Annotated in this window: 23 protein-coding genes; 15 read left to right on the forward strand and 8 right to left on the reverse strand. The window is 70.2% G+C overall.

All coding sequences use genetic code 11. The features are described 5' to 3' along the window. The first annotated feature begins 45 nt into the window (after positions 1 to 45). Positions 46 to 783: a DNA repair protein RecO gene (recO, locus tag ACFY3D_RS17180; protein ID WP_350944506.1), complete on the forward strand. Its 738-nt coding sequence runs from the start codon at positions 46 to 48 to the stop codon at positions 781 to 783. Further along, positions 780 to 1,589, forward strand: coding sequence for an isoprenyl transferase (locus tag ACFY3D_RS17185; RefSeq protein WP_362898373.1), 810 nt, complete (start codon positions 780 to 782; stop codon positions 1,587 to 1,589). The genes recO and ACFY3D_RS17185 overlap by 4 nt, the downstream gene beginning before the upstream one ends. A gap of 94 nt (positions 1,590 to 1,683) precedes the next feature. On the opposite strand, the gene ACFY3D_RS17190 is transcribed toward ACFY3D_RS17185, so the two are convergent. The 7 genes from ACFY3D_RS17190 to ACFY3D_RS17220 form a co-directional block, all read right to left on the reverse strand. Further along, complete coding sequence (locus ACFY3D_RS17190) at positions 1,684 to 2,178, reverse strand: beta-class carbonic anhydrase (protein WP_389980389.1); 495 nt, start codon at positions 2,176 to 2,178, stop codon at positions 1,684 to 1,686. Positions 2,179 to 2,261: 83 nt separating this feature from the next. Next, a complete protein-coding gene (locus ACFY3D_RS17195; RefSeq protein ID WP_389980391.1) occupies positions 2,262 to 2,810 on the reverse strand; it encodes a CGNR zinc finger domain-containing protein in 549 nt (182 codons plus the stop codon). 225 nt (positions 2,811 to 3,035) lie between these two features. Beyond that, a complete protein-coding gene (locus ACFY3D_RS17200) occupies positions 3,036 to 3,443 on the reverse strand; it encodes a transcriptional repressor (protein WP_350944500.1) in 408 nt (135 codons plus the stop codon). Next, positions 3,427 to 4,272, reverse strand: a complete 846-nt coding sequence (locus ACFY3D_RS17205; protein WP_389980393.1) for a metal ABC transporter permease — start codon at positions 4,270 to 4,272, stop codon at positions 3,427 to 3,429. Before ACFY3D_RS17205 ends, ACFY3D_RS17200 begins: the two co-directional genes overlap by 17 nt. Beyond that, positions 4,269 to 5,021 (reverse strand): metal ABC transporter ATP-binding protein, encoded by a 753-nt coding sequence (locus ACFY3D_RS17210; RefSeq protein WP_389980481.1) that lies wholly within the window; start codon positions 5,019 to 5,021, stop codon positions 4,269 to 4,271. Before ACFY3D_RS17210 ends, ACFY3D_RS17205 begins: the two co-directional genes overlap by 4 nt. A gap of 36 nt (positions 5,022 to 5,057) precedes the next feature. Next, complete coding sequence (locus tag ACFY3D_RS17215; RefSeq protein WP_389980395.1) at positions 5,058 to 5,864, reverse strand: metal ABC transporter substrate-binding protein; 807 nt, start codon at positions 5,862 to 5,864, stop codon at positions 5,058 to 5,060. Between the two features lie 543 nt (positions 5,865 to 6,407). After that, positions 6,408 to 6,797: a DUF6703 family protein gene (locus tag ACFY3D_RS17220; RefSeq protein ID WP_350944494.1), complete on the reverse strand. Its 390-nt coding sequence runs from the start codon at positions 6,795 to 6,797 to the stop codon at positions 6,408 to 6,410. Positions 6,798 to 7,054: 257 nt separating this feature from the next. On the opposite strand from ACFY3D_RS17220, the gene ACFY3D_RS17225 reads away from it, so the two are divergent. From ACFY3D_RS17225 to ACFY3D_RS17275, 11 genes are all read left to right on the forward strand, one after another. Then, positions 7,055 to 7,333 (forward strand): antibiotic biosynthesis monooxygenase family protein, encoded by a 279-nt coding sequence (locus ACFY3D_RS17225; protein WP_362898364.1) that lies wholly within the window; start codon positions 7,055 to 7,057, stop codon positions 7,331 to 7,333. Positions 7,334 to 7,477: 144 nt separating this feature from the next. After that, complete coding sequence (locus tag ACFY3D_RS17230) at positions 7,478 to 8,863, forward strand: glycine--tRNA ligase (RefSeq protein ID WP_389769730.1); 1,386 nt, start codon at positions 7,478 to 7,480, stop codon at positions 8,861 to 8,863. A 305-nt stretch (positions 8,864 to 9,168) separates the two neighbouring features. Continuing rightward, entirely contained in the window at positions 9,169 to 9,342 is a 174-nt protein-coding gene (locus tag ACFY3D_RS17235) for a hypothetical protein (RefSeq protein WP_350944488.1), read from the forward strand. 38 nt (positions 9,343 to 9,380) lie between these two features. Next, positions 9,381 to 10,382: an AAA family ATPase gene (locus ACFY3D_RS17240; protein WP_389980483.1), complete on the forward strand. Its 1,002-nt coding sequence runs from the start codon at positions 9,381 to 9,383 to the stop codon at positions 10,380 to 10,382. After that, a complete protein-coding gene (locus ACFY3D_RS17245; RefSeq protein WP_362898361.1) occupies positions 10,382 to 11,320 on the forward strand; it encodes a DUF58 domain-containing protein in 939 nt (312 codons plus the stop codon). Before ACFY3D_RS17240 ends, ACFY3D_RS17245 begins: the two co-directional genes overlap by 1 nt. Next, positions 11,317 to 12,255 (forward strand): VWA domain-containing protein, encoded by a 939-nt coding sequence (locus ACFY3D_RS17250; RefSeq protein WP_389980398.1) that lies wholly within the window; start codon positions 11,317 to 11,319, stop codon positions 12,253 to 12,255. Before ACFY3D_RS17245 ends, ACFY3D_RS17250 begins: the two co-directional genes overlap by 4 nt. 10 nt (positions 12,256 to 12,265) lie before the next feature. Next, complete coding sequence (locus ACFY3D_RS17255) at positions 12,266 to 13,168, forward strand: S1C family serine protease (RefSeq protein ID WP_389980400.1); 903 nt, start codon at positions 12,266 to 12,268, stop codon at positions 13,166 to 13,168. 134 nt (positions 13,169 to 13,302) lie between these two features. Then, entirely contained in the window at positions 13,303 to 13,974 is a 672-nt protein-coding gene (locus tag ACFY3D_RS17260; RefSeq protein WP_389980402.1) for a response regulator transcription factor, read from the forward strand. Continuing rightward, positions 13,971 to 15,182: a sensor histidine kinase gene (locus ACFY3D_RS17265; protein WP_389980404.1), complete on the forward strand. Its 1,212-nt coding sequence runs from the start codon at positions 13,971 to 13,973 to the stop codon at positions 15,180 to 15,182. Before ACFY3D_RS17260 ends, ACFY3D_RS17265 begins: the two co-directional genes overlap by 4 nt. Positions 15,183 to 15,428: 246 nt before the next feature. Then, a complete protein-coding gene (ppdK, locus tag ACFY3D_RS17270) occupies positions 15,429 to 18,071 on the forward strand; it encodes a pyruvate, phosphate dikinase (RefSeq protein ID WP_389980406.1) in 2,643 nt (880 codons plus the stop codon). Positions 18,072 to 18,401: 330 nt separating this feature from the next. Continuing rightward, on the forward strand, positions 18,402 to 19,634 hold the full coding sequence (locus ACFY3D_RS17275) for a deoxyguanosinetriphosphate triphosphohydrolase (protein ID WP_389980408.1): 1,233 nt from the start codon (positions 18,402 to 18,404) through the stop codon (positions 19,632 to 19,634). Positions 19,635 to 19,767: 133 nt separating this feature from the next. Here ACFY3D_RS17275 and ACFY3D_RS17280 read toward each other — a convergent pair whose 3' ends face one another. Beyond that, the gene (locus ACFY3D_RS17280) at positions 19,768 to 20,652 is read right to left on the reverse strand and encodes a M23 family metallopeptidase (RefSeq protein ID WP_389980485.1); all 885 of its coding nucleotides are present in this window, start codon (positions 20,650 to 20,652) and stop codon (positions 19,768 to 19,770) included. 201 nt (positions 20,653 to 20,853) lie between these two features. Between ACFY3D_RS17280 and dnaG the strand changes: the two genes are divergently transcribed. Then, a complete protein-coding gene (gene dnaG / locus ACFY3D_RS17285) occupies positions 20,854 to 22,704 on the forward strand; it encodes a DNA primase (protein ID WP_389980410.1) in 1,851 nt (616 codons plus the stop codon). A gap of 152 nt (positions 22,705 to 22,856) precedes the next feature. Beyond that, the gene (gene rpoD, locus ACFY3D_RS17290) at positions 22,857 to 23,993 is read left to right on the forward strand and encodes an RNA polymerase sigma factor RpoD (protein WP_362898350.1); all 1,137 of its coding nucleotides are present in this window, start codon (positions 22,857 to 22,859) and stop codon (positions 23,991 to 23,993) included. The last annotated feature ends 134 nt before the right edge of the window (positions 23,994 to 24,127 follow it).

Raw genomic sequence — 24,127 nt, forward strand, 5'->3', positions numbered from 1 at the left:
ATGGTTCCACCTCTGCCAAGTGGACCGTCCCACTAGACTGTGCGGGTGAGTCTGTACCGTGACGACGGCATCGTGCTGCGCACCCACAAGCTGGGAGAGGCCGACCGTATCGTCACCGTGCTGACCCGCCGGATGGGCAAGATCCGGGGCGTCGCCAAGGGGGTCCGGCGGACAACATCACGATTTGGCGGACGGCTCGAACCGTTCACCCACGTCGATCTCCAGCTCCACACCGGCCGCACGCTCGACATGATCACCCAGGCCGAGACCATCAGGCCGTACGGCGAGTCGCTCGTCTCCGACTACCCGCGCTACACGGCGGGCACCGCGATGCTGGAGACCGCCGACCGCCTGGTCATGGGGGAGAAAGAGCCGGCGCTGCGCCAGTTCCTGCTGCTCGTCGGCGGTCTGCGCACGCTCGGCTCAGGTGATCACGAGGCCAGGCTCGTCCTGGACGCCTACTTCCTGCGCTCCCTCGCGGTGGCCGGTTACGCCCCCGCCCTGGAGGCCTGCGCCCGCTGCAAGGCCGTCTCGGTACGGGCCTTCGCCATCGTGGCCGGTGGCGTCGTGTGCGGCGCCTGCCGCCCCGCGGGAGCGGCGGTGCCCGAGGGAGAGACGCTCGCCCTGATGGTGGCGCTGCTCAAGGGCGACTGGTCCACCGCGGACGCCTCCGTCGCCCGGCACCGCGCCGAGTGCAGCGGCCTGGTCGCCGCGTATCTCCAGTGGCACCTCGAACACGGCATACGCTCTCTTCGACACGTAGAAAGGGAGCACGCCACGTGAACGTCCGCCCACCCGTCCCGCATCCCTCCGGTGCCACCCCGCCTCCGATCCCGCGTGACCTCGTGCCCCGGCACGTGGCGATCGTGATGGACGGCAACGGACGGTGGGCCAAGCAGCGCGGCCTGCCCCGCACCGAGGGTCACAAGGCGGGTGAGGCCTCGCTCTTCGACGTGATCGAGGGCGCGATCGAGCTCGGCGTCCCCTACCTGTCGGCCTACGCCTTCTCCACGGAGAACTGGAAGCGCTCCCCCGACGAGGTCCGCTTCCTGATGGGTTTCAACCGCGACGTCATCCGCCGCCGCAGGGACCAGCTTCACGCGATGGGCGTGCGGGTCCGCTGGGCCGGTCGTCCGGGACGGCTGTGGAGGAGCGTCATCCAGGAGTTGCGCGACGCCGAGGAGATGACCAAGGACAACTCCACGCTGACCCTGCAGTTCTGCGTCAACTACGGAGGCCGGGCCGAGATCGTGGACGCCGCCCTGCGTCTCGCGCAGGACATCGCCGACGGACGGGTCAAGCCGGGCCGGGTGAAGGAGGAGACCTTCGCCCGCTATCTGGACGAGCCGCAGATTCCCGACGTCGATCTGTTCGTGCGGTCCTCGGGGGAGCAGCGCATCTCCAACTTCCTGATCTGGCAGACGGCGTACGCCGAGATGGTCTTCCTCAACCGCCTCTGGCCCGACTTCGACCGCCGCGATCTGTGGGAGGCGTGCGAGACGTACGCCAAGCGCGACAGGAGATACGGGGGAGCGGTGCCGAACGTGGTCGCGCCCGCACGGGACACCTCGGACGGCGCCGCGGGATGAGGCGACACCGGCCCCGGCGTTGGTCGGCGCCGGCCGGCTCAGGCTGAGCTGCCTGGCCGGCGCCTCGGGCCTCGCGGGGCCGGCACCCCGGTCATCAGGCCTTGACCTCGCGCAGACGACCGGTCTCCACCTCGTAGACGAAGCCGCGCACCGAGTCGGTGTGCGGGATGAAGGGGTCGTTCCTGATCCGGTGGAGCGACTGGACGACGTCCTCGTCGAGGTCGGTGAAGGCCTCGGCCGCCCACTCGGGCTTCACCCCGACCTCGGCCTGGATCTGCCGCTTGAAGTCGTCGTCGGTGAAGGTGAGCATGCCGCAGTCGGTGTGGTGGATGAGGATGATCTCCCGGGTGCCGAGCAGACGCTGGCTGATGGCCAGGCTGCGCCGCTCGTCGGCGGTCACCACGCCGCCCGCGTTGCGGATGATGTGCGCGTCACCCTCCGAGAGCCCGAGCAGGGCGTACGGATTGAGGCGGGCGTCCATGCAGGCCAGCACGGCCACCCCGAGCGCGGGCGGCAGGGGCAGGTGGCCCTTGCGGAAGGTCTCCGCGTAACGTTCCGCGTTGGCGAGCAGGTCGTCGGTGACGCTCATGAGCTCTCCTCGGGGTAGGCGACATCACGTCATAACCTACCCGCATTACCTACTCGGTCAATAGGTATTAGCGGAGAGTGACCTCAGGCCCGGCGTCGTGCGCGGTAGGCGGCGACGTGCATCCGGTTTCCGCAGGTGCGGCTGTCGCAGTAGACCCGCGAGCGGTTGCGTGACTCGTCCACGAAGACGTGGTCGCAGTCGGGGGCCGAGCAGGTGCGCAGGCGCTCCCACTCGTCCTCGACGAGCAGGTGGGCGAGCGCGACCCCGATGTCGGCCGCGAGGTGGTCGTGGAGCGAGGCGTCCGGCGCGAAGTAGTGGACGTGCAGGGGGTGGCCGCCGTGCTCGGTCAGGCGCGGGGTGATGCGGGTCCCGCTCAGCAGGGTGTTCAGCCGGATGACCGCGGTGGGCTGGTCGGGGGCGGTGAAGACCTTGTGGAAGGACTCGCGCAGGGCGCGCACCTGGGCCAGGTCGGCGGCGTTCAGCTCGCCGATCCCGCTGACCTCCCAGCGTGCCACGAAGTCGCTGAGTTTCCGCAGGTCGGTCAGGGTGTCTTCGCCTCCGGTGGAGGGGGAGGTGTTGACCAGGTCGACCGCGGTGGCGAGTGAGTGCACCATGTCATGTCCGAATGGCATGTTGACTCCCGTATAAGCGATTGCAGCGTGAGGGCGCGTACGGCGGCTCGCCGTGTCGGAAGCGTATCTCTCCGGTGAACCTCCGGTGCCCTCTCGCGCACGCCCGTCGCGGCGGCGTGCCCCGTGTTATAAGGCATTCTATGCAATTATGTCCTGCTATTGCATAATATGTCCGATGGGTTAAGAATCGCTTTCCTCGCACGCGCGGCCTCCCGGGCCGTCCGCTCAGGCGCGGCTCGGCGTGCGCAGCGGTTTGGCGGCGGTGGAGCAGGAGGCGCAGGTGCCGAAGACCTCCACCGTGTGGGTGATCTCGGTGAAACCGTGCTCGGAGCCGATGGCCTCGGCCCACCGCTCCACCGCGGGCCCGGCCACCTCCACCGTACGGCCGCACCTGCGGCAGACCAGGTGGTGGTGGTGGTCGCCGCTGGCGCACGCCCGGTACACCGACTCGCCGTCGTCGGTTCTCAGCACGTCGACGTGGCCGGTGTCGGAGAGCGCCTGGAGCGCCCGGTAGACGGTGGTCAGTCCGATCTTGGCGCCTTCCGCGCGCATCTCCGCGTAGACGTCCTGCGCGCTGCGGAAACCCTCGCTCTGCCGGAGGATCGCGTGGACGGCATCACGCCTGTTGCTCATGACTGAACTCCTGAGATCGGCTTCGACGTACGAATCTACCGAGCCCGAGGGCGAGGACGAACCCCGCGAGAGCGACGACGACGATGATCGCGCCCGGTGGGACCTCGACGTAGAAGGAGGAGGTCAGACCACCGACCGTGGAGATCATTCCGAACAGCATGGAAAGAAGCATCGTGCTCACGAACCCCCGGGTGAGCTGCTGACTGGTCGCCACCGGCACCACCATCAACGCGCTCACCAGAAGCAATCCTACGACGCGCATGGCGATGACCACGGTGAGCGCGGCGGTCACCGCGATCAGCAGGCTGAGGAAGCGGACCGGCAGGCCACTGGCCTTGGCGACCTCCTCGTCCTGGCACAGCACGTAGAGCTCCCGCCCGAAGACGGTCACCACACCGAGCACCGCCACCGCCAGCAGGCCGATCACCCACACGTCCTCGACGGTGACGCTGCTGATCGAGCCGAACAGGTAGGACATCAGCGTGGCGTTGCTGCCACCGGGAGCCAGTGAGATGAGCAGCACGCCTCCGGCGATACCGCCGTAGAACAGCAGCGCGAGCGCCACGTCCCCGCTGGTCCTGCCGCGCGCGCGAACCAGTTCGATCGCCACGGCGCCCAGGATCGAGACCACCACGGCCGTCAGCACCGGGGCGGTTCCGGTCAGGAAGCCCAGGGCCACCCCGGTCAGCGCGACGTGCCCGATGCCGTCACCCAGCAGGGCGAGGCGGCGCTGCACCATGAACGTGCCGATGGCGGGGGCGGCCAGGCCGACCAGGAGGGCGGCGATCAGTGCCCGCTGCATGAAGTCGAACCGCAGAAGCTCGATCACGAGATCGGCCTCCAGTCGAGCGGGCTCACGGGCTCCTCCTCGCCGTGCGGATGCACATGGTCGTGGCCGGGCAGCGCGTGCGTGCCGACCGCGCGGGGCGGCGGGCCGTCGTGGCACACGTACCCGTCCCTGAGGACCACCGCGCGGGTGATCAGGGGTTCCAGCGGGCCCAGCTCGTGCGCGACCAGCAGGACCGTCTTGCCCTGGTCGACGAGCGTGGACAGGGTCTCCGCGAGGAGCCGCTGGCTCTCGGCGTCGACGCCCGCGGTGGGCTCGTCCATGACGAAGGTGTCGGGCTCCCCGGCGAGGGCACGGGCGATCAGCACCCGCTGCTGCTGCCCGCCTGACAGCGCCTGCACCGGGTCGGAGGCACGGTGGGCCATTCCGACGGCCGCCAGGGCCCTGCCGGTCGCCTCGCGGTCGGCCGCAGCGGTCGGGCGCAGGCGTCGCTGCCTCGCGATCCTGCCGGAGGCGACGACCTCGCGGATCGTGGTCGGCACGCCCCCGCCCACCGAGAGCCGCTGGGGCACGTAGCCGATCCGCCACCAGTCGCGGAACCGGGCGGGGGCTTTGTCGTACAGGAAGGTCTCGCCGCCGGACAGGGGGATGAGGCCGAGCAGGGCGCGGATGAGGGTGGACTTCCCCGATCCGTTCGCACCGAGCACCGCCACCGCCTCACCTGGCTCGACGGACAGGTCGATGCCGCGAAGCACCGGACGGCGGTCCAGGTTGACCTGGCCGCCGTTCATGGTGAAGACCGTTTTAGTGGATGTCACGTGTGACCTTTACGAGCAGCTGAGTGCTTCCTGGAGTGTGGAGAGGTTCTGGCGCATGGCGGACAGGTAGTCGCCGTTCGCCGGCTGGCTTTCCACGGGGTCGAGGACCGCGGTCTTCGCACCGACCTCCTGGGCGAGGATCTCCGCGACCTTCGGGCTGACGAGGGTTTCGGTGAAAATCGTAGTTACTTTCTCCTGCTTGGCCACTTTTGCCACTTCGGCGAGGCGGGCGGGAGAGGGCTCGGCATCGGGATCGAGGCCGCTGATACCGATCTGGTGCAGCTTGTAGCGATCGGCGAGATAGCTGAACGCGGCGTGGGCGGTGACGATCGCGTCCGAGGAACAGGTCGCCAGGCCCTTGGCCAGTTCCCGGTCCAGGGCGGTGAGTTCGGTGGCGGTGGCGGCGGCGCGGTCCCGGTAGCCCTGCGCGTGCGCGGGGTCGGCGGCGGCCAGCCTCTCGCCGAGCTTGGTGGCGACCGTCGCGAAGCGGGCCGGGTCGAGCCAGAGATGGGGGTCGTGGCCGACATCTCCGTGCTCGTGTCCCTCCTCGTCGTGGTGTTCCTCCTCCGCGGCCGCGGGAAGGGGGGTGATCGCGGTGGCCGCGTCGAAGGCCCGGTCGGCGGCGTGCTGCTCGACGGCCTCGTCCACCGCGGGCTGGATCCCCTTGATGTAGACGACGAGTCCCGTCTTCTCCAGCCCGCCCACCTGCACCGGGGACAGCTCCAGGTCGTGCGGCTCGACGCCGGGTTTGGTCAGGCCCGTGACGGCCGCGTCGGGGCCGCCCACCCGCTCGGCGAGCCACTGCAGGGGATACATGGCCGCGGTGACGGTGGGCTTCCCGTCCGCGGAATCACTTGAGGCCCCCCCGGGTGAGCCGCTGGCCGGACCGGCTTCCGTGCCGCAGGCGGCGGTGGCGGCGAGGAGGACGGCGGAGGCAGCCAGGCTGACATTACGTATGCGGATACGTCGGGAGGACTCGGACATCATGCCATCTAGTATGCGCGCAAATGAAAACGATTGTCAAAATCGAGCGCGAAGGAGTTCGCGGAAGGAGTCGGCACATGTCCCGGGGGTTGCCGCGCGACGGCCGAGAGGGCCACCCCCGGACTGGGAAGGACTCCGTTGCCCGACGTTGCCCGGCTCGTTTCGGACGCCCCCGCCCCACGTGTCCGGCACCGGACAACGATGCCGTACGTCGCGGTGGTAACCGGGGAGAGGGGGCGGGCAACGGGGGTGACGGCCTCGGCGAGGTGCCGGCCAGGCCGTCCTGTACGCGTCCCGCCGTAGACCTTGCAAAGACCCTGCGAAGACCCTGGAGGCCGAAGACCTGGAAGGGTTCCGGAAGAGGCGAAGGCGGCGTCAGAAGGCGCCGAAGCGGTCGGCGGCGAGCAGGATCAGGAAGGTGAGCAGCGCGACGCGCAGGAGACGCCCCCCGGCCCCCAGAGACGGCCACGACATGTAGGCGAGCCAGCCGACGAACCCGATCACCGGAAGCACGGCGAGGCCGCCCCAGAAGGACGGCACCGCGAAACCGGCCAGCAGGAGGGCCACCAGGACCACGGGGACGATCCAGCGGGGGAGCTGGAACAGGAAGACCAGCGGGGCCGCGCTGTGCCGCTCGACCTTCCGCCTCAGCCCGGTCGCCCCCGGCGTGAAGAACTGCTCACCCGGGGGCAGCGGGCGCCTGCCCTGCCTGGGGCGGGGCTGTGCCAGCGGGTGTGCGGGCCGTTCCTCACGCTTTTCTGCCACGGGTCGAGCCTAACGCCACCACGCCCGCCACGACATGCCCCGCCCCCGACCTCTGCCCCCGCTCCTGGACCTGCTCACCATGCCCCCCGGGCCTCTGCCCTCGGCCCTCGGACCCGCTCACCATGCTCGGACCTCGGGCCCGCCGGCCGTGCTCGCCCCTCGAACCCCGGACGGACCTCGGGTTCCGGACCCGTCCACCGTGCGCGGCCCCGGGAAGCGTCCGCCGTGCCGGGAGCCGGCTCTGGCATGCTGGGCGGGTGCTTGCTCTCATCCGCTACTCGGTGCCACCCGGCCAGACCGAGGAGTTCACGCTCCGGGCCCACGAGATCGTCGACACCCTGGCCGGGCAGCCGGGCTACGTGAGCGGCCGGGTGTCGAGGTCGGTGGACGAGCCGGAGCTGTGGGCGCTGGTCAGCGAGTGGGAGGGCGCGGGCTTCTACCGCAGGGCGCTGGGCGCGGCGCGGATGGTGATGTATCCGCTGATGACACTCATGATCAACGAGCCGAGCGCGTTCGAGGACGTCGAGCGTCCCTGACCTTTCGCCCGGCGTCCAGGAGAGGTTTTGCCGGGGGCGAAGCGGGCGGCGTGGTTTATCCGCACGTCCCGTGAGCCCGTCTCCCCTAAGCTGGGGGTTCAATCAATTCCTCGCCGACCTCCAGCCGGATGGAGATTCTCCCTTATGGCACGCCGCACCGACATCATGGACACCATCGTCAGCCTCGCCAAACGGCGTGGTCTTGTGTATCCCTCCAGCGAGATCTACGGCGGCCTGCGCGCGTCGTGGGACTACGGTCCGCTGGGCGTGGAGCTCAAGAACAACGTGAAGCGGCAGTGGTGGAAGACCGTGGTGCAGGGGCGTGACGACGTGGTCGGCCTCGACTCCTCGGTGATCCTCGCCCGAGAGGTGTGGCAGGCCAGTGGTCACGTGGAGACCTTCACGGATCCGTTGACCGAGTGCCAGTCGTGTCACAAGCGCTACCGGGCCGACCACCTCGAAGAGGCGTACGCCGAGAAGCACGGTAAGCAGCCGGCAGGCGGCCTGGCCGACATCGCCTGCCCCAACTGCGGCACCAAGGGCGCCTTCACCTCGCCGAAGCAGTTCAGCGGCCTGCTGAAGACCTACCTCGGCGCGGTCGAGGACGAGTCGGGCCTCGCCTACCTGCGTCCCGAGACCGCCCAGGGCATCTTCATCAACTACCTCAACGTGCAGCAGTCGGCGCGCAGGAAGATCCCGTTCGGCATCGGCCAGATCGGCAAGTCGTTCCGCAACGAGATCACCCCGGGCAACTTCATCTTCCGCACCCGCGAGTTCGAGCAGATGGAGATGGAGTTCTTCGTCAAGCCGGGCAGCGACGAGGAGTGGCACCAGTACTGGATCGACGAGCGCTTCCGCTGGTACACCGACCTGGGCATCAACAAGGACAACCTGCGCATCTACGAGCACCCGCAGGAGAAGCTCTCCCACTACTCCAAGCGGACCGTCGACATCGAGTACCGCTTCAACTTCACCGGCACCGAGTGGGGTGAGCTCGAGGGCATCGCCAACCGCACCGACTTCGACCTGACCGCGCACAGCAAGGCCTCCGGCACCGACCTGAGCTTCTTCGAGCAGGACACCGGTGAGCGCTACGTCCCGTACGTGATCGAGCCGGCCGCCGGTGTCGACCGCGCCACGCTCACCTTCCTGATCGACGCCTACACCGAGGACGAGGCGCCCAACGCCAAGGGCGTGATGGAGAAGCGCACGGTCATGCGCCTCGACCACCGGCTCGCGCCGGTCAAGGTCGCGGTGCTCCCGCTGTCGCGCAACGCCGACCTGTCGCCCAAGGCCAAGGATCTGGCGGCCCAGCTCCGCCGCCGGTGGAACGTCGAGTTCGACGACGCGGGGGCGATCGGCCGCCGCTACCGCCGCCAGGACGAGATCGGCACGCCGTTCTGCATCACCGTCGACTTCGACACCCTCGACGACCAGGCGGTGACCATCCGCGAGCGCGACTCGATGGCCCAGGAGCGCGTGGCTCTCGACCAGGTCGACTCCTACCTTCGTCAGCACCTCAACGACTAAGGGCCCGCCCCACCCGACCGGTCACGGCCGGCGACTCCCATCCACGGGGTCGCCGGCCGTTGTCGTTCCCGCGCGGCGCGGTTCTCCCCGCACGGCTTCCCGGCGCGGTTCTCCTCCCGCCCTTTCTCCTCCCGCTCGTCTCCGAACGGCCCGCCTCCCCCTCGCCTCCGCCCCGGTGGCTCCCGGCAGGGGCTTTTCCCCAGGGTGAGCCGGGCGAAAGACGAGATAAAAAGCGGGCTTACGGCGGTTTTCGGGTCTTTTTGATGACATCAGGGTGATCGTTCGTTCAATGAAGGGGGAGAACGATGGCGCACGTATCACCCTGGAAAGCCGTTCCCGGGGTCGTGGCCCTCGCCGGGGTCGTCTTCCTGCTCACCGGAAGTGCCGCTCACGCCGACCCGCGACCCACGCACGACGCGGTCGAGTTGCGGCTGCTCGTCGACGACTGCCCCGCCTCGACCTCCGCGACCGCCCGGTGACCGGGTACGCGGAGCACGTGCGGGAGATCCCGTCCGGCATGGACGGCGGAGCGGAACGGGCGCCGGAGAGCACCGTGCTCGGGCGGGCGTTGTTCGAGGTCAAGCGGGTGATCGTCGGACAGGACCGGATGGTCGAGCGCCTGCTCGTCGCGGTCCTCGCCAGGGGGCACTGCCTGCTGGAGGGGGTTCCCGGCATCGCCAAGACGCTGGCGGCCGAGACGCTCGCGGGCGTCGTGGGCGGCTCGTTCGCCCGGATCCAGTTCACTCCCGACCTGGTGCCCGCCGACATCGTCGGCACCCGTATCTACCGGCCGTCCACGGAGAGCTTCGACACCGAGCTGGGCCCCGTGATGGCCAACTTCGTGCTCGCCGACGAGATCAACAGGGCTCCGGCCAAGGTCCAGTCGGCGTTGCTCGAGGTGATGGCCGAGCGCCAGGTGAGCATCGGCGGTCGCACCCACCCGGTGCCCGCCCCGTTCCTGGTCCTGGCGACCCAGAACCCGATCGAGTCCGAGGGTGTCTACCACCTGCCGGAAGCCCAGCGGGACCGCTTCCTGATGAAGATCGACGTGGGATACCCGAGCGAGTCGGAGGAACTCGCGATCCTCTACCGGATGAGCATCGGCCGGCCGGTCTCCCGGCAGGTGCTCGATTCGGAGCGACTGCTTGACCTCCAGAGGGCCGTGGACGACGTCTTCGTCCACCACGCCGTCGCCGAGTACGCGGTCCGGCTGGTGTACGCGACCCGGGAGCCCGCGCGGTTCGGGCTGGCGGACGTCGCACCGCTGCTGGCTTACGGCGCGAGCCCTCGGGCGACGCTCGGCCTGGTGGCCGCGGCCCGCGCGCTGGCGCTGCTGCGCGGCCGTGACTACGTCCTGCCCGAGGACGTCGCGGACCTGGCCGGCGACGTGATCGCGCATCGGCTGGTGCCGTCGTTCGACGCGCTGGCCGACGACGTCCCCCCGCGCCGGATCGTGGACCGGGTGGTCACGGCGATCCCGATGCCCAGGATCGCCCCCGGGCAGGGAGAGGCGGCCTGATGCGGCACCTGCTGTCCGAGCGGGTGCTCAGGCGGCTGGAGCTGACGGTCGTCAGGCGTCTCGACGGGCTGCTCCAGGGAGATCACCGAGGGCTCACCCTCGGCCCCGGTGGCGATCTCGCCGAGGCGAGACCGTACGCGCCGGGTGACGACGTGCGCCGGATGGACTGGAACGTCACCGCCCGCACGGCGGAGCCGCACGTACGCGACATGATCGCCGACCGTGAGCTGGAGACCTGGGTGTTGCTCGACGCCAGCGCCAGCATGGACTTCGGCACCGCGCTGATGGAGAAACGGGAACTCGCGCTCGCCGCCCTCGCGGCGATCGGTTTCCTCACCGAGCGGACGGGCAACCGCGTCGGGGCGCACATTCTGCACGGCGGCGAGGTTCGGCGGTTCCCCGCCAGGAGCGGGCGCCCGCATCTCATGGCGCTGCTCGGCGCCGTGTTCTCGCTGCCGCGCACCGAGCCGGGCATCCCGGCGCCGCGCCTCGGACCGGCCGCCGACGATCTCCGCCGCGTGGTGCGCCGCCGCGGGCTCGTGGTCGTCGTCTCGGACTTCCTCGACCCTCCGGAGACCTGGGAGAGGGCGTTGCGCCATCTCGCGCTGCGCCACCAGCTCCTCGCGGTGGAGGTCGTGGATCCCCGGGAGCTGACGCTGCCCGACGTGGGGGTGCTCACCCTCGTCGATCCGGAGACCGGCCGCCGCAGGGAGGTCTCCACGGCCGGTGGTCGTCTGCGCGAGCGCTACGCCGAGGCCGCCGCGAGTCAGCGGGCGGCGATCGCGACCGCGCTGCGCCGGTCGGGGGCCGCGCACCTGCGGCTGGACACCGATCGGGACTGGGTCCGCGACCTGGTCCGTCATGTCGTGCTCCAGCGCCGCCTGGCGCGGGCCCGTGGCGCGAGTGGTGCGAACGGTGCGAGAGGTGGTGTGGCATGACCTTTCTGTCCCCTGTCTGGTTGTGGCTGCTGGTGCCCGCGCTGATGATCGCGGTTCTCTACGTGGTCATGTATCTGCGGCGCAGCCGCTACGCCCTGCGGTTCACGAATCTGGATCTGCTGGACAAGCTGGCACCCAAAAGGCCCGGGTGGCGCAGGCACGTGCCCGCCACGGCGTTCATGGCGATGCTGGTGCTCCTCGTCGTCGGGTTCGCGCGGCCGACGGCCGAGGTGCGGGTCCCGAGAGAGGAGGCGACGATCGTCGTGGCGTTCGACGTCTCGGCGTCGATGCAGGCCACCGATGTGGCGCCCGACCGGTTCACCGCGGCGCGGGAGGCCGCGCGGCGGTTCGTCGAGGACCTGCCCTCCCGGTTCAACCTCGGCCTGGTCACCTTCTCGTCCTCGGCCTCGGTGAGCGTGCCGCCCACCGACGACAGGGCGGCGGTGCTGTCCGCGATCGACCGGCTCACCACGGACGCCGGTACGGCGATCGGCGAGGCGGTGTTCTCGTCCCTGGACGCGATCGACGCCCTGGAGGCCCAGGAACGGCCGCCCGCCCACATCGTGCTGATGTCCGACGGGTCGAGCACCATGGGGCGGTCGCCGGAGCTGGCGGCACAGGAGGCGACCTCCAGGGGCGTGCCGGTCTCGACCATCGCGTACGGCACCTCCGAGGGCACGATCCAGCTGGGCGGCAGGGAGACCCTGGTGCCGGTGGACGGCCCGGCGCTGCGCGAGCTGGCGGAAGGCACCGGCGGAGGTTTCTACGAGGCGGCCTCCGGTGACGAGTTGCGGGCGGTCTACGACGACATCGGCAGCTCGGTGGGCTACCGGACCGAGCGGCAGGAGATCTGGCCGTGGTTCGTCGGGGTGGCCCTGCTGGGGGCGGTCGTGGCGGCCGGAACCTCCCTGTTCTGGTTCTCAAGGATCCTGTGAGGAGTCGGCCATGGTGACATCGCACGATCGGCTCTCGGGTCTCGGACGGCCTCGCGGACCGGGTTTCACACCGGGGGACCCGCCCCTGGCCGCGCCACCGGAGGAGCCGGGGCCGCGCCCCGGTCCGGCGGCCACCGCGCGGAAGGCGGGGGCCGCACGCGTCCTGGTCGCCGCGGCGCTCGTCGCCGCGGTCACCGGCGGCGCGGCGGGCATCGCGGGGGCCCGGCTGGCGGGAGACGGGCAGGCGGCCCCGGCGGCGCTGCCCCGGTCCACCGCGGGCCCGGTCGGCTCGTCCGGCCCCGCGGGGGCCGCGGGCGGCCTCAGCGGTACGGCGGCCAAGGTGTTGCCGAGCGTCGTGTCGGTCGAGTCGGGGCGGGGCTCGGGATCGGGCTTCGTGATCGACGGCTCGGGGCACCTGCTCACCAACGCGCACGTCCTCACCGGTGGCGCGGGCGTCACCGTGGTGCTCAGCGACGGGCGGCGCCTGCCCGCCACCGTCGTGGGCACCGACGCGGCGTACGACCTGGCGGTGCTCAGGGTGAACGACACCCGCGCCCTGGTCCCGGCGGAGCTGGGGAGGTCCGCGGATGTCGCGGTGGGCGACCAGGTGCTGGCCATCGGCTCCCCGCTGGGCCTGGCGGGTACGGTCACCGGCGGCATCGTCAGCGCTCTCGACCGCCAGGTGAGACTGGGCGGGAACGGGAGCGGGAGCGGGCAGACCGCTCTGCAGACCGACGCCTCCATCAATCCCGGCAACTCCGGAGGCCCGCTGGTCAACGCCAGGGGCGAGGTGATCGGGATCAACACCGCGATCGCGACGCTCTCGCGGCGGGGGAGCGGGTCGATCGGCATCGGGTTCGCCATCCCGATCGACCGGGCGGCCCCCGTCGCCGAGCGGATCATCCGGGGGTGACGGGGTGACGGGGTGACGGGGTGACGGGGCGAACAGAGGCGGACGAAAGCGAAGGGAAGGAAATGCGAGGGAAGAGAAGCGCGGTATGGCGGTGGCATCCGCGTTTCCGGCCGCGCACGACCTAGGTTCGTACCATGCGACTGCTCGTTGTCGAAGATGAGGAAGATCTGGTCGACGCCCTGCGGGTGGGGCTCGTCCGGGCCGGATACGCGGTCGACGTCGCCTACGACGTGGCCCAGGCGCGGGAGAAGCTCCAGGTCAACTCGTACGACCTGGTCCTTCTCGACCTCAACCTGCCCGGAGGGGACGGTTTCGAGGTGTGCAGGGCGCTGCGCGGCGCCGACCAGGGCCAGGCCGTGCGGATCATCATGGTGACCGCGCGGGACCGGCTGGACGACCGGGTCAGGGGGTTGGACGAGGGCGCCGACGACTACCTGGTCAAGCCGTTCGCCTTCCCCGAACTCCTGGCCCGGGTCCGCGCGCTGCTGCGCAGGGAGCCCGGCGGCGGGACGGCGATCCTGCAGGTGGGTTCGCTGCGGCTGGACACCTCCCGGGTGGAGGCCCACTCGGCCGGACGCGAGCTGGGACTCACCCCCAAGGAGTTCGGTGTCCTGCACTATCTGATGACCCGTCCCGGGCACGTCGTCTCCGCCGAGGAGCTTTTGGAACACGTCTGGGACGAGCACACCGACCCGTTCACCAACACCGTGCGGGTGACGGTGGGAAATCTGCGGCGCAAGCTCGGAGCCGACGCCGTGATCGAGACCGTGGTCAGCAAGGGCTACCGGCTGAGGGAGGACGCGTGAGGTTCTCCTTCGTGCAGACGATCCGCTTCCGGCTCACCGTGCTCTACTCCAGCCTGCTGTTCCTGCTCTGCGCCCTGGTCATCGGCGTGTTGTACGTCGCCGTGGCCAGGAGCGCGGAGGAGCGGCCCTACACCGTCCAGCAGGCCAAGCTCTACAGCGTCGACACCGAGCGCTACGTGGGCAAGGCCCCCGTCGTCGAACTCGCCGAGGTGGAGAACGCGGTCAACCTGCTCACCCTGCGGACCCTGCGCGACTACTCGTTCCTCACCCTGGGCGGGCTCTTCCTGGTGAGCTTCGGCATCGGCTGGGTGCTGTCGGGCCGGGTGCTGCGTCCGGTGCGCTCGATCACCAGGGCCGCCGCCGAGATCCAGGGCACCGACCTGTCGCGGCGGATCCTGCTCACCGGTCCGAAGGACGAGCTCCGCGACCTCGCCGACACCGTCGACACCATGCTCGGCCGCCTTGAGGGCGCCTTCCTGGCGCAGCGGCGGCTGATCGACGACGCCTCCCACGAGCTGCGCAGCCCGCTGGCCATCATCCGGGCGAACGTGGACGCCGTCCTCGCCTCGCCCGACAGCACCGAGGAGGAGCGGATGCGGGCGGTGGCCATCGTGGACCGGGCCACCACCCGGATGACCCGCCTGGTCGAGGATCTGCTCGCGACCGCGCGCCGGTCCGCGCCCGCGCTCGCCGATGCCGAGGTGGACGTGGGCGCGCTCGCCGCCGAGGCGGCCGAGGAGTTCACCACGCTCGCCGCGGGACGCGGGCTGTCGATCCGCAAGGCGCTGCCCGCCGGACTGCGCGGGGTGGGGGACCACGACGCCCTGCGCCGGGCCGTGGGCAACCTGCTCTCCAACGCGGTACGGCTCGCGCCCGGCGGGAGCGAGGTCGTCGTGGCGGCGGGCCGCAGCGGGGGCTGGATCTGGGTCGCGGTACGCGACGCCGGCCCGGGGGTGCCCGAGGACGACCAGACGCGGGTGTTCGACCGTTTCTGGCGCGGCCAGACCAGCCGCCGCGACCGGCACAGCGGGCTGGGCCTGGCGATCGTCCGCCAGATCGTGGAGTCGCACGGCGGGCACGTGCGGCTGTTCTCCCGGCTGGGTGAGGGGAGCGTGTTCGTGCTGTGGCTTCCGTCGGGAGAGGGCCCCGCGGAAGGCGATGTCCCCGACCTGAACCCTCTCGCGGAAGTGGGCCTGACGGGTCGCTGAACCGGTCGTGAACGGGGTTGAATGTCGGAAAAATTGGTTTATACCAATTGGTGTAAACCAATTTTCCGAGTGATCGATATCCTTACGCATTTGGCCGTGATTTGAATTGGATTAGACCGGTGCACGTGCTCTGAACTGCGATAATGCTGTTTCACATGGTGGGTGCCGTTTCGTTGCCTTGTTCGTCGGTAGAGTCCGGAGGGAGGCGGAACCAGACATCGTTCTGAAGTCGCAGAAGGAGCAACCGTGCCGAAGTACGTTTACGACTTCACCGAGGGCAACAAAGATCTCAGGGACCTGCTCGGCGGTAAGGGAGCGAACCTCGCCGAGATGACCAACCTCGGGCTGCCGGTTCCCCCCGGCTTCACCATCACCACCGAGGCGTGCCGGAGCTTCCTCGCGAACGGGACCCTTCCCGAAGGGATGCAGGAGGAGGTCTCCGCGCACCTGGCCGCCCTGGAGGCCGCGATGGGCCGCCGCCTCGGCCAGGCCGACGACCCGCTCCTGGTGAGCGTGCGCTCGGGGGCCGCCTTCTCCATGCCCGGCATGATGGAGACCGTTCTCAACATCGGGCTCAACGACGACTCGGTTCACGGGCTGGTCAAGCAGGCGGGCGGCAACGAGCGCTTCGCCTGGGACTCCTACCGGCGCCTCATCCAGATGTTCGGCAAGACCGTCCAGGGCATCGACGGCGAGCTCTTCGACAGTGCCCTGGAGGAGCTCAAGGACGGCCGCGACGACCTGGAGCTGGAGGCGGCCGACTTCAGGCGCCTGGTCGCGACGTACAAGGAGATCGTCTACGCCAAGACCGGCGAGGACTTCCCCGCCGACCCCCACCTGCAGATGCGCATGGCGGTGGAGGCCGTGTTCGCGTCGTGGAACGCCCCCCGCGCGGTCCTGTACCGCCGCCAGGAACGCATCCCCGCCGACCTGGGCACCGCGGTCAGCGTCTGCTCGATGGTCTTCGGCAACTGCGGCATGGACTCGGGCACCGGGGTGGCCTTCACCCGCGACCCCGGCAGCGGCCAGCAGGGCGTGTACGGCGACTACCTGCAGAACGCCCAGGGCGAGGACGTGGTCGCGGGCATCCGCAACACCATGCGGCTGCAGGAGCTGGAGAACATCGACAAGCCCGTCTACGACGAGCTCATGCGGACGATGGAGACGCTGGAGAACCACTACCGCGACCTGTGCGACATCGAGTTCACGGTCGAGCGCGGCAAGCTCTGGATGCTCCAGACCCGCGTGGGCAAGCGGACCCCGGGCGCCGCGTTCCGCATCGCCGTCCAGCTCGTCGACCAGGGCGTCATCGACCTGGACGAGGCCGTGACCCGCGTGACCGGCGACCAGCTCGCCCAGCTCATGTTCCCCCGCTTCGCCGACGACGCCGGCACCAAGATGATCGCGAGGGGGATGAACGCCTCGCCGGGCGCGGCGGTCGGCAAGGCCGTCTTCTCCACGGCCAGGGCCGTCGAGCTCGCCGGGCGCGGAGAGGCCGTCATCCTGGTCCGCCGCGAGACCAACCCCGACGACCTCGCCGGGATGATCGCCGCCCAGGGCGTGCTGACGAGCCGCGGAGGCAAGACCTCGCACGCCGCCGTGGTCGCGAGGGGCATGGGCAGGACCTGCGTCTGCGGCGCCGAGGAGCTGGAGGTCTCCGCCAGGGACCGCACGTTCACCACGGCCTCCGGCCTCGTGGTCTCCGAGGGAGAGGTGATCTCCATCGACGGCACCAGCGGGGCCGTCTACCTCGGGGAGGTGCCCGTGGTCCCCTCCCCGGTCGTGGAGTACTTCGAGGGCTCGGGTGACCGGGACGACGAGCTCGTCCGCGCCGTGCACCGGATCATGTCCCACGCCGACGAGGTACGCAGGATGGCCGTACGCGCCAACGCCGACACCGGCGAGGACTCCGCGAGGGCTCGCAGGTTCGGCGCCCAGGGCATCGGCCTCTGCCGCACCGAGCACATGTTCCTCGGCGACCGTCGCGCCCTGGTCGAGGACCTGGTGCTGGCCGTCTCCGACGAGGAGCGCGAGCGGGCGCTGGCCGCGCTGGAGCCGCTGCAGCGGGCGGACTTCACGGAGATCTTCCAGGCGATGGAGGGTATGCCCGTCACGATCCGCCTGATCGACCCGCCGCTGCACGAGTTCCTGCCCGACTACACCGAACTGTCGGTGCGGGTCGCCCTCGCCGGTGACGCGGCGGAGGAGAAGGACCACAAGCTCCTCGCCGCGCTCAAGCGGCTCCACGAGGAGAACCCGATGCTGGGCCTGCGCGGCGTGCGGCTCGGCCTGGTCATCCCCGGCGTGTTCGCCATGCAGGTCCGGGCGATCGCGGCGGCGGCCAAGGCCGTGCCGGGCAGCCGCCCGGAGATCATGATCCCGCTGGTGGCCGCCGTCCAGGAGCTGGAACACGTGCGGGACGAGGCGCGGCGGATCCTCGCGGAGGCCGGGGTCGAGGCGCTGATCGGCACGATGATCGAGGTGCCCCGCGCGGCGCTCACCGCCGGGCAGATCGCCGAGGCCGCCGAGTTCTTCTCGTTCGGCACCAACGACCTGACCCAGATGACGTGGGGCTTCTCCCGGGACGACGTCGAGGCCGCCTTCTTCTCCAAGTATCTGGAGCTGGGCGTCTTCGGGGTCTCCCCGTTCGAGACCCTGGACCGCGACGGCGTCGGCAGGCTCGTGGAGATCGCCGTCGAGCAGGGCCGCGCGACCCGGCCCGACCTGAAGCTGGGCATCTGCGGCGAGCACGGCGGTGACCCGGACTCGATCCACTTCTGCCACCAGGCCGGTCTCGACTACGTGTCCTGCTCGCCGTTCCGCATCCCGGTCGCCCGCCTGGAGGCCGCCCGCGCCACCCTGGTGTGCGAGGGCTCCGACACTCGCTGACACCCGCCGGCCCTAGCGGTCGCCACCCTGACTTCGCGGGAAGTCGCCTCCGGCGCCGCCGGGGCGACTCTCCGCGGAGCCGGTCCCCGCGGCCCGTCCCACCCTCACCCGGGGCGGCTGCGGGGACCGGTACACCTCATGCCCGCGACGCCCGCGCTCCCGGCGGGCGGGAACGGTGGCCGCGTGACTGGTACGCGGGTCGCGCTCCCTCGGTAGCGCTCCCGTAAGAGCACGCGAACGGGCGGGGAACGGCACCGCATACCCGATAACCTGGTGTTTTCTCGCCGTTCCGCATAGCAGGGGCCTTTCGCGGATAAAATCAGTGCACTTATGCATGGTTATGACGAGCACGATCAGGTCAGGTGGGTGCCGGAACCACCCGGCAACCCGGAAAGAAGCCCGTTCGAGCGCGATCGGGCGCGGGTGCTGCACAGCGCCGGGCTTCGGCGGCTGGCCGCCAAGACCCAGGTCGTCGGCCCGGGAGAGACCTTCGGCAGCGGCCAGCACATCCCCCGCACCCGGCTGACCCACTCCCTGGAGTGCGCGCAGATCGGCCGTGAGATGGGGGAGACCCTCGGCCGCGACCCGGACCTGGTGGAGACCGCGTGCCTCGCCCACGACCTCGGCCACCCGCCGTTCGGCCACAACGGGGAGACGGCGCTCAACGACCTCGCCGCGGGGTGCGGCGGCTTCGAGGGAAACGCGCAGAGCCTGCGCCTGCTGACCCGGCTGGAGGCGAAGGTCGTCACCGAGGACGGCCGCAGCGCCGGGCTCAACCTCACCAGGGCCTCCCTGGACGCCGCCGTCAAATACCCGTGGACCCGCGAGAGAAGCGCCAAGTACTGCGTCTACGACGACGACATGCCGGTCTTCGAGTGGATCAGGGAGGGCGCTCCGGAGGGGCGGGTGAGTTTCGAGGCGCAGATCATGGACTGGGCCGACGACGTCGCCTACTCCGTGCACGACCTGGAGGACGCCCTGCACTCCGGCGGCGTGGTGCCGGAGGCGCTGCGCGATCCGGCGGAGCGCCGCGAGGTCTGCGCGACCACCCGCGAGTGGTACGCTCCCGACGCCGAGCCGGGCGAGCTGGAGGACCTCTTCCACCGTCTCATCACCCAGCCGCTCTGGCCCCGTCACTTCGACAGCTCGATCGCCGACCTCGCCGCGATCAAGGGGCTCACCAGCTCGCTCATCGGCCGCTTCTGCAGGTCCGCCGAGGTCGCCACCCGCGAGGCGTACGGACCGGCGGCCGGACGCTACAGCGCCGACCTGATCGTGCCCAGGGCCACCCGTCTGGAGTGCGCGCTGCTCAAGGGGGTCACGGCCCACTACGTGATGAACAGCGACGCGCACAGCGCCAACCAGGTCAGGCAGCGCGAGCTGATCCACGACCTGGCCCACCACATCATGCTGGGCGCCCCGGGGACCCTGGAGCCCGCCTTCAGACCCGCCTTCACCAGGGCGGCCGGCGACGCCGGACGGCTTCGCGTGGTCGTCGACCAGATCGCCTCGCTCACCGACACCTCCGCGGTCGCCTGGCACCGCGCCCTCGCCGGCCGCTGACCGGGCCCTGTCGCGTTCCCGGCGCGCCTTCCGGCGACGGGGACGACCCTCCTTCGTCAGTGGCCACTGTCAGTGGCCGACTATCAGTGGCCGACCGGTGGACGGGCGAGCCCGCCTTGTCGCGTTCCCGGTGTCAGGTGCCGCCGTTCAACGGGATCTGCACCGGCTCCTGCGACGGCTCCGACCTCTTCTTGGTGGGCTTCTTCGTCGGCGTGGGCTGCGGTTTCGACGCGCACAGGGTGAAGCAGCGGGGAGCCGCCCCGGTCTGGTTCATCACGGCGAGCATCTCCTCCCTGGGGGAGAGCGTGGGATTGCCCTTCAGCCAGGCGTCCAGGTAGTCCCAGGGCTTGACCATGCCCCGGCGTACCCACCACATCGAGGGCGAGGTCTTCCAGGAGATCGCGAAGTAGAGGTTGCTCGCGGTCGAGCGGGCGTTGCCCGAGTTGCCGACCTGGCCCAGGACCTGACCGGCTCTGACGCGCAGTCCCGGCCGCACCCCCAGGGCGATCTTGTCCAGGTGGCCGCCGAGGTAGCGGACGCCGTCGTCGCCGATCACCGTGACGAACCGGCCCTCACGGTCGGCGCCGCGATCGGTGGAGGGTTTCCACCGGTTCTTGGTGTTGACCTCGTCGACCACGCCGTTCACCGGGGAGACGAACGAGCAGCCCTTGCCCGCCCAGATCGTGGTCTTGGGCAGAACCAGGAGCCTGCTCTCGTAGGTGACCGAGCAGCCCTTCACCGGGAAAACGTAGGTGTGCTCGGAGACCTTCGGTGGCGGGACCTGTACCGGGGAGTCGGCCTTGGGGCGGTCGACGGCCGTGGGAGGGGGAGCGGAGGTGGGAGTCGCCTGGGGCATGGTCGCGGTGACCGACGAGGCCGGCGCTCCGGCCGCGGACTCCGCTCCGGGGGTCGGGGCCGCCGTACCGATGCCCGCCACCCCGCCCGGCGGCGCACAGGCCGCGGTGACGAGCGCCGCGCCGGTCACGGCGGCCAATCGTGCTATATGCCCCGATCGCATGATCTCCACCCGTGTACATTATCGAGAATCCGCCTTTACCTTTGTAACCGACGTCCTGGTTGGTCAGGACCAATTCGGGAAAGTCATCGTTCCTCCTGTCCCTCCCGTCCCGGTGGTCCCCCTGGCCTGCCGGAAGATCGAAGCGGGAGCGGGCCCGGCTCCCCGCCCCGATCTGTCGGGAGGCCGGACTAGACTCGCGGCGTGGCAAGCCGGATCAGTGATGAGGACATCGCGCTCGTACGGGAGCGCTCGCCGATCGCCGACATCGTGGGTGAGCACATCCAGCTCCGCAACGCCGGCGGCGGCAACCTGAAGGGGCTCTGTCCCTTTCACGAGGAGAAGAGCCCGTCCTTCAACGTGACCCCCACCCGGGGTTACTGGTACTGCTTCGGTTGCGCCGAGGGCGGTGACGTCATCACCTTCGTCCGGCGCCTGGAGCACCTGTCGTTCGGCGAGGCGGTCGAGCGGCTCGCCAACCGGGCGGGCGTCCAGCTCCGCTACGAGCAGGGCGGCTACGTCCCCGGGCGCGAGCAGGGCGAGCGCATCCGCCTGATCGAGGCGCACCGGGCGGCGGCCGAGTTCTACGTCTCGAAGCTTTCCGCCCCCGACGCCGCGATCGGGCGCAGGTTCCTGTCGGAGCGCGGGTTCGAGCGGGTCGACGCCGAGCGTTTCGGCGTCGGATACGCCCCCGCCGAGTGGGAGGCCCTCTCACGGCACCTGATGGCGAAGGGCTTCACCACCGCGGAGCTGATCAAGGGCGGGCTGGCGAAGGAGGGGCGGCGTGGCCCGATCGACCGTTTCAGGGGACGGCTGGTCTGGCCTATCCGCGACATAACCGGAGACGTCATCGGTTTTGGCGCACGGAAATTGAACGATGCCGAAGACGGGCCGAAATACCTGAACACCCCGGAAAGCCCGCTTTACAAGAAGAGCGAGGTCCTCTACGGGGTCGACCTGGCCAAGCGCGAGATCTCCAAGCGCTCCCAGGCCGTGATCGTCGAGGGCTACACCGACGTGATGGCCTGTCATCTGTCGGGCGTGCCGACGGCGGTGGCCACCTGCGGCACCGCGTTCGGCGAGGAGCACATCAAAGTGCTCCGGCGGCTGCTGCTCGACCAGTCGGGGTCGCGGGGTGAGGTGATCTTCACTTTCGACGGCGACGCGGCCGGCCAGAAGGCGGCCCTGCGCGCCTTCGCCGACGAGCAGAAGTTCGTCACCCAGACCTTCGTCGCCGTGCAGGCCGACGGCCTCGACCCGTGCGACCTGCGTGTCAGGCAGGGCGACGCGGCCGTGCGCGACCTGATCGCCGGGCGCGAGCCGCTGTTCGCCTTCGCCATCCGCAGCGTGATCTCCCGCTACGACGGGAGCACCAACGAGGGGCGGCTCTCCGCCCTCGACGCCGCCGCCCCGATCGTGGCCGGCATCAAGGACAGGTCGCTGCGCCGGCTGTACGCCGTCGACCTCGACCGGTGGCTGGGCTTCAACAACGAGCAGTTCGTCCTCGACCGGATCGCCGAGGTCTCCGCGGCGGCCCAGCCGCGCGCCCAGCGCCCCGCGGGACCCCGCAAGGTCGCCGACCTCACCGACCCCGGGGTGCGGACCGAGGCGGAGGTGCTGCGGCTGGCCGTGCAGCGTCCCGCGCTGCTCGGCCCCGGCTTCGAGGCGCTGGGAGCGGAGGCGTTCACACTCGCCGAGCACACGGCCCTCTACCGGCTGATCGTCGACTCCGGCGGCACCGCCGCCGCGGGGCAGGGCGGACGCGAGTGGGTCGACCTGTTGCTGCGCGGGGCCGAAGACTCCCTGCGCGGCGTCGTCACCCGGTTCGCCGTCGAGGAACTGCGGGCCGACCTGGCGAGCGAGGAGCGCTACGCCTCGGCGATGCTGGCGGCCCTGGAGCTCGTCTCGGTGACGCGGGCCATCGAGCGGCTCAAGTCGAGGATGGAGCGGACGAACCCGGTCGACGAGCAGCAGGAGTACAACCGGCTGTTCGGAGAGCTGGTCGCGCTGGAGCACCAGCGGCGCGTGCTCAGGGAGCGCGCGGCCGGGAGCTGACGGCATAAATGGCATTAATATCCGCGTGCCGATTACACCAAACCCGAATAAGGTCTCGATCCGATAATGATCGTCGCCTTACCTTCGGTGACAAAAATAGGTCTGCCATTTAGGGGACCCAATACAGCAGACTGTCTCCCGTGGGTGCATCGGTGCTGCCAAGTGGGCCGCCATCGGTAGACCAGGTGGCCGACCTCGTCACGAAGGGAAGAGAGCGCGGAAGCGTCACGGTCGATGACGTGGCCGCCGCTCTCGACAAATCCGAGCTGCCGTCCGACGCGCTCGAACGCGTCGTCCGGATGCTCGCCGAGAACGGAGTGGAGGTTCTTGAGCCCCAGGGCGATGAGGAGCCCGCCCGGGCCGATGAGGAGGACGTCGGAAAAAGAGCCCCGACCAGCGATCTTGTCCGTATATACCTGCGGGAGATCGGTCGCGTCCCCCTGCTCACGGCGGAGGAGGAGGTGGAGCTCGCCAAGTCCATCGAGGCGGGCCTGTTCGCCGAGGACAAGCTGACCAGCGTCGTCTCACGCATGGTCTTCCCGGAGTTCAAGGAGCTCGCCTGGCAGGGCACGCGGGCCAAGCAGCGGCTGATCGAGGCCAATCTGCGGCTGGTCGTGTCAATCGCCAAAAGATATGTGGGACGCGGGATGCTGTTCCTGGATCTCATCCAGGAGGGCAACCTCGGGCTCATCCGGGCGGTCGAGAAATTCGACTACACCAAGGGCTACAAGTTCTCCACATACGCCACCTGGTGGATTCGCCAGGCGATCACCAGGGCCATCGCGGACCAGGCGCGCACCATTCGGATTCCGGTGCACATGGTCGAGACGATCAACAAGCTGGTACGGGTCCAGCGCCAGCTCCACCAGGATCTCGGCCGCGAGCCCGCGCCCGAGGAGATCGCCCTGGAGATGGACCTGCCGATCGACCGGGTGATCGAGATCCAGCGGATCGCCCAGGAGCCGGTCTCGCTCCAGTCGCCGATCGGCGAGGAGGACTCCGACCTCGGAGACTTCATCGAGGACGCCGACGCGGTCGTGCCGATGGAGGCCGCGGCCTTCATCATGCTGCAGGACCAGCTCGACGACATCCTCGCGACCCTCTCCGATCGCGAGCAGCGCATCATCCAGCTGCGCTTCGGGCTCGCGGACGGACATCCCCGCACCTTGGAGGAGGTCGGCAGGGAGTTCGGCGTGACGCGCGAGCGCATCCGGCAGATCGAGTCGAAGACCCTCGCCAAGCTCAGGCACCCGACGAGGGCGCAGATGCTTCGCGACTACCTCGACTGAGGAGCCACACGGCGCGGGGGGGGGGGGCCCCCCCCCCCCCCCCCCCCGCCCCCGGCCCCGCCCCCCCCCCCCCCCCCCCCCCCCCGCCCCGCCCGCGCCGCCCCCCCCCCGCCCCCCCCCCCCCACCCCCCCCC

It is taken from the genome of Streptosporangium sp. NPDC000509 (genome assembly GCF_042898365.1).
Classification (GTDB): domain Bacteria; phylum Actinomycetota; class Actinomycetes; order Streptosporangiales; family Streptosporangiaceae; genus Streptosporangium.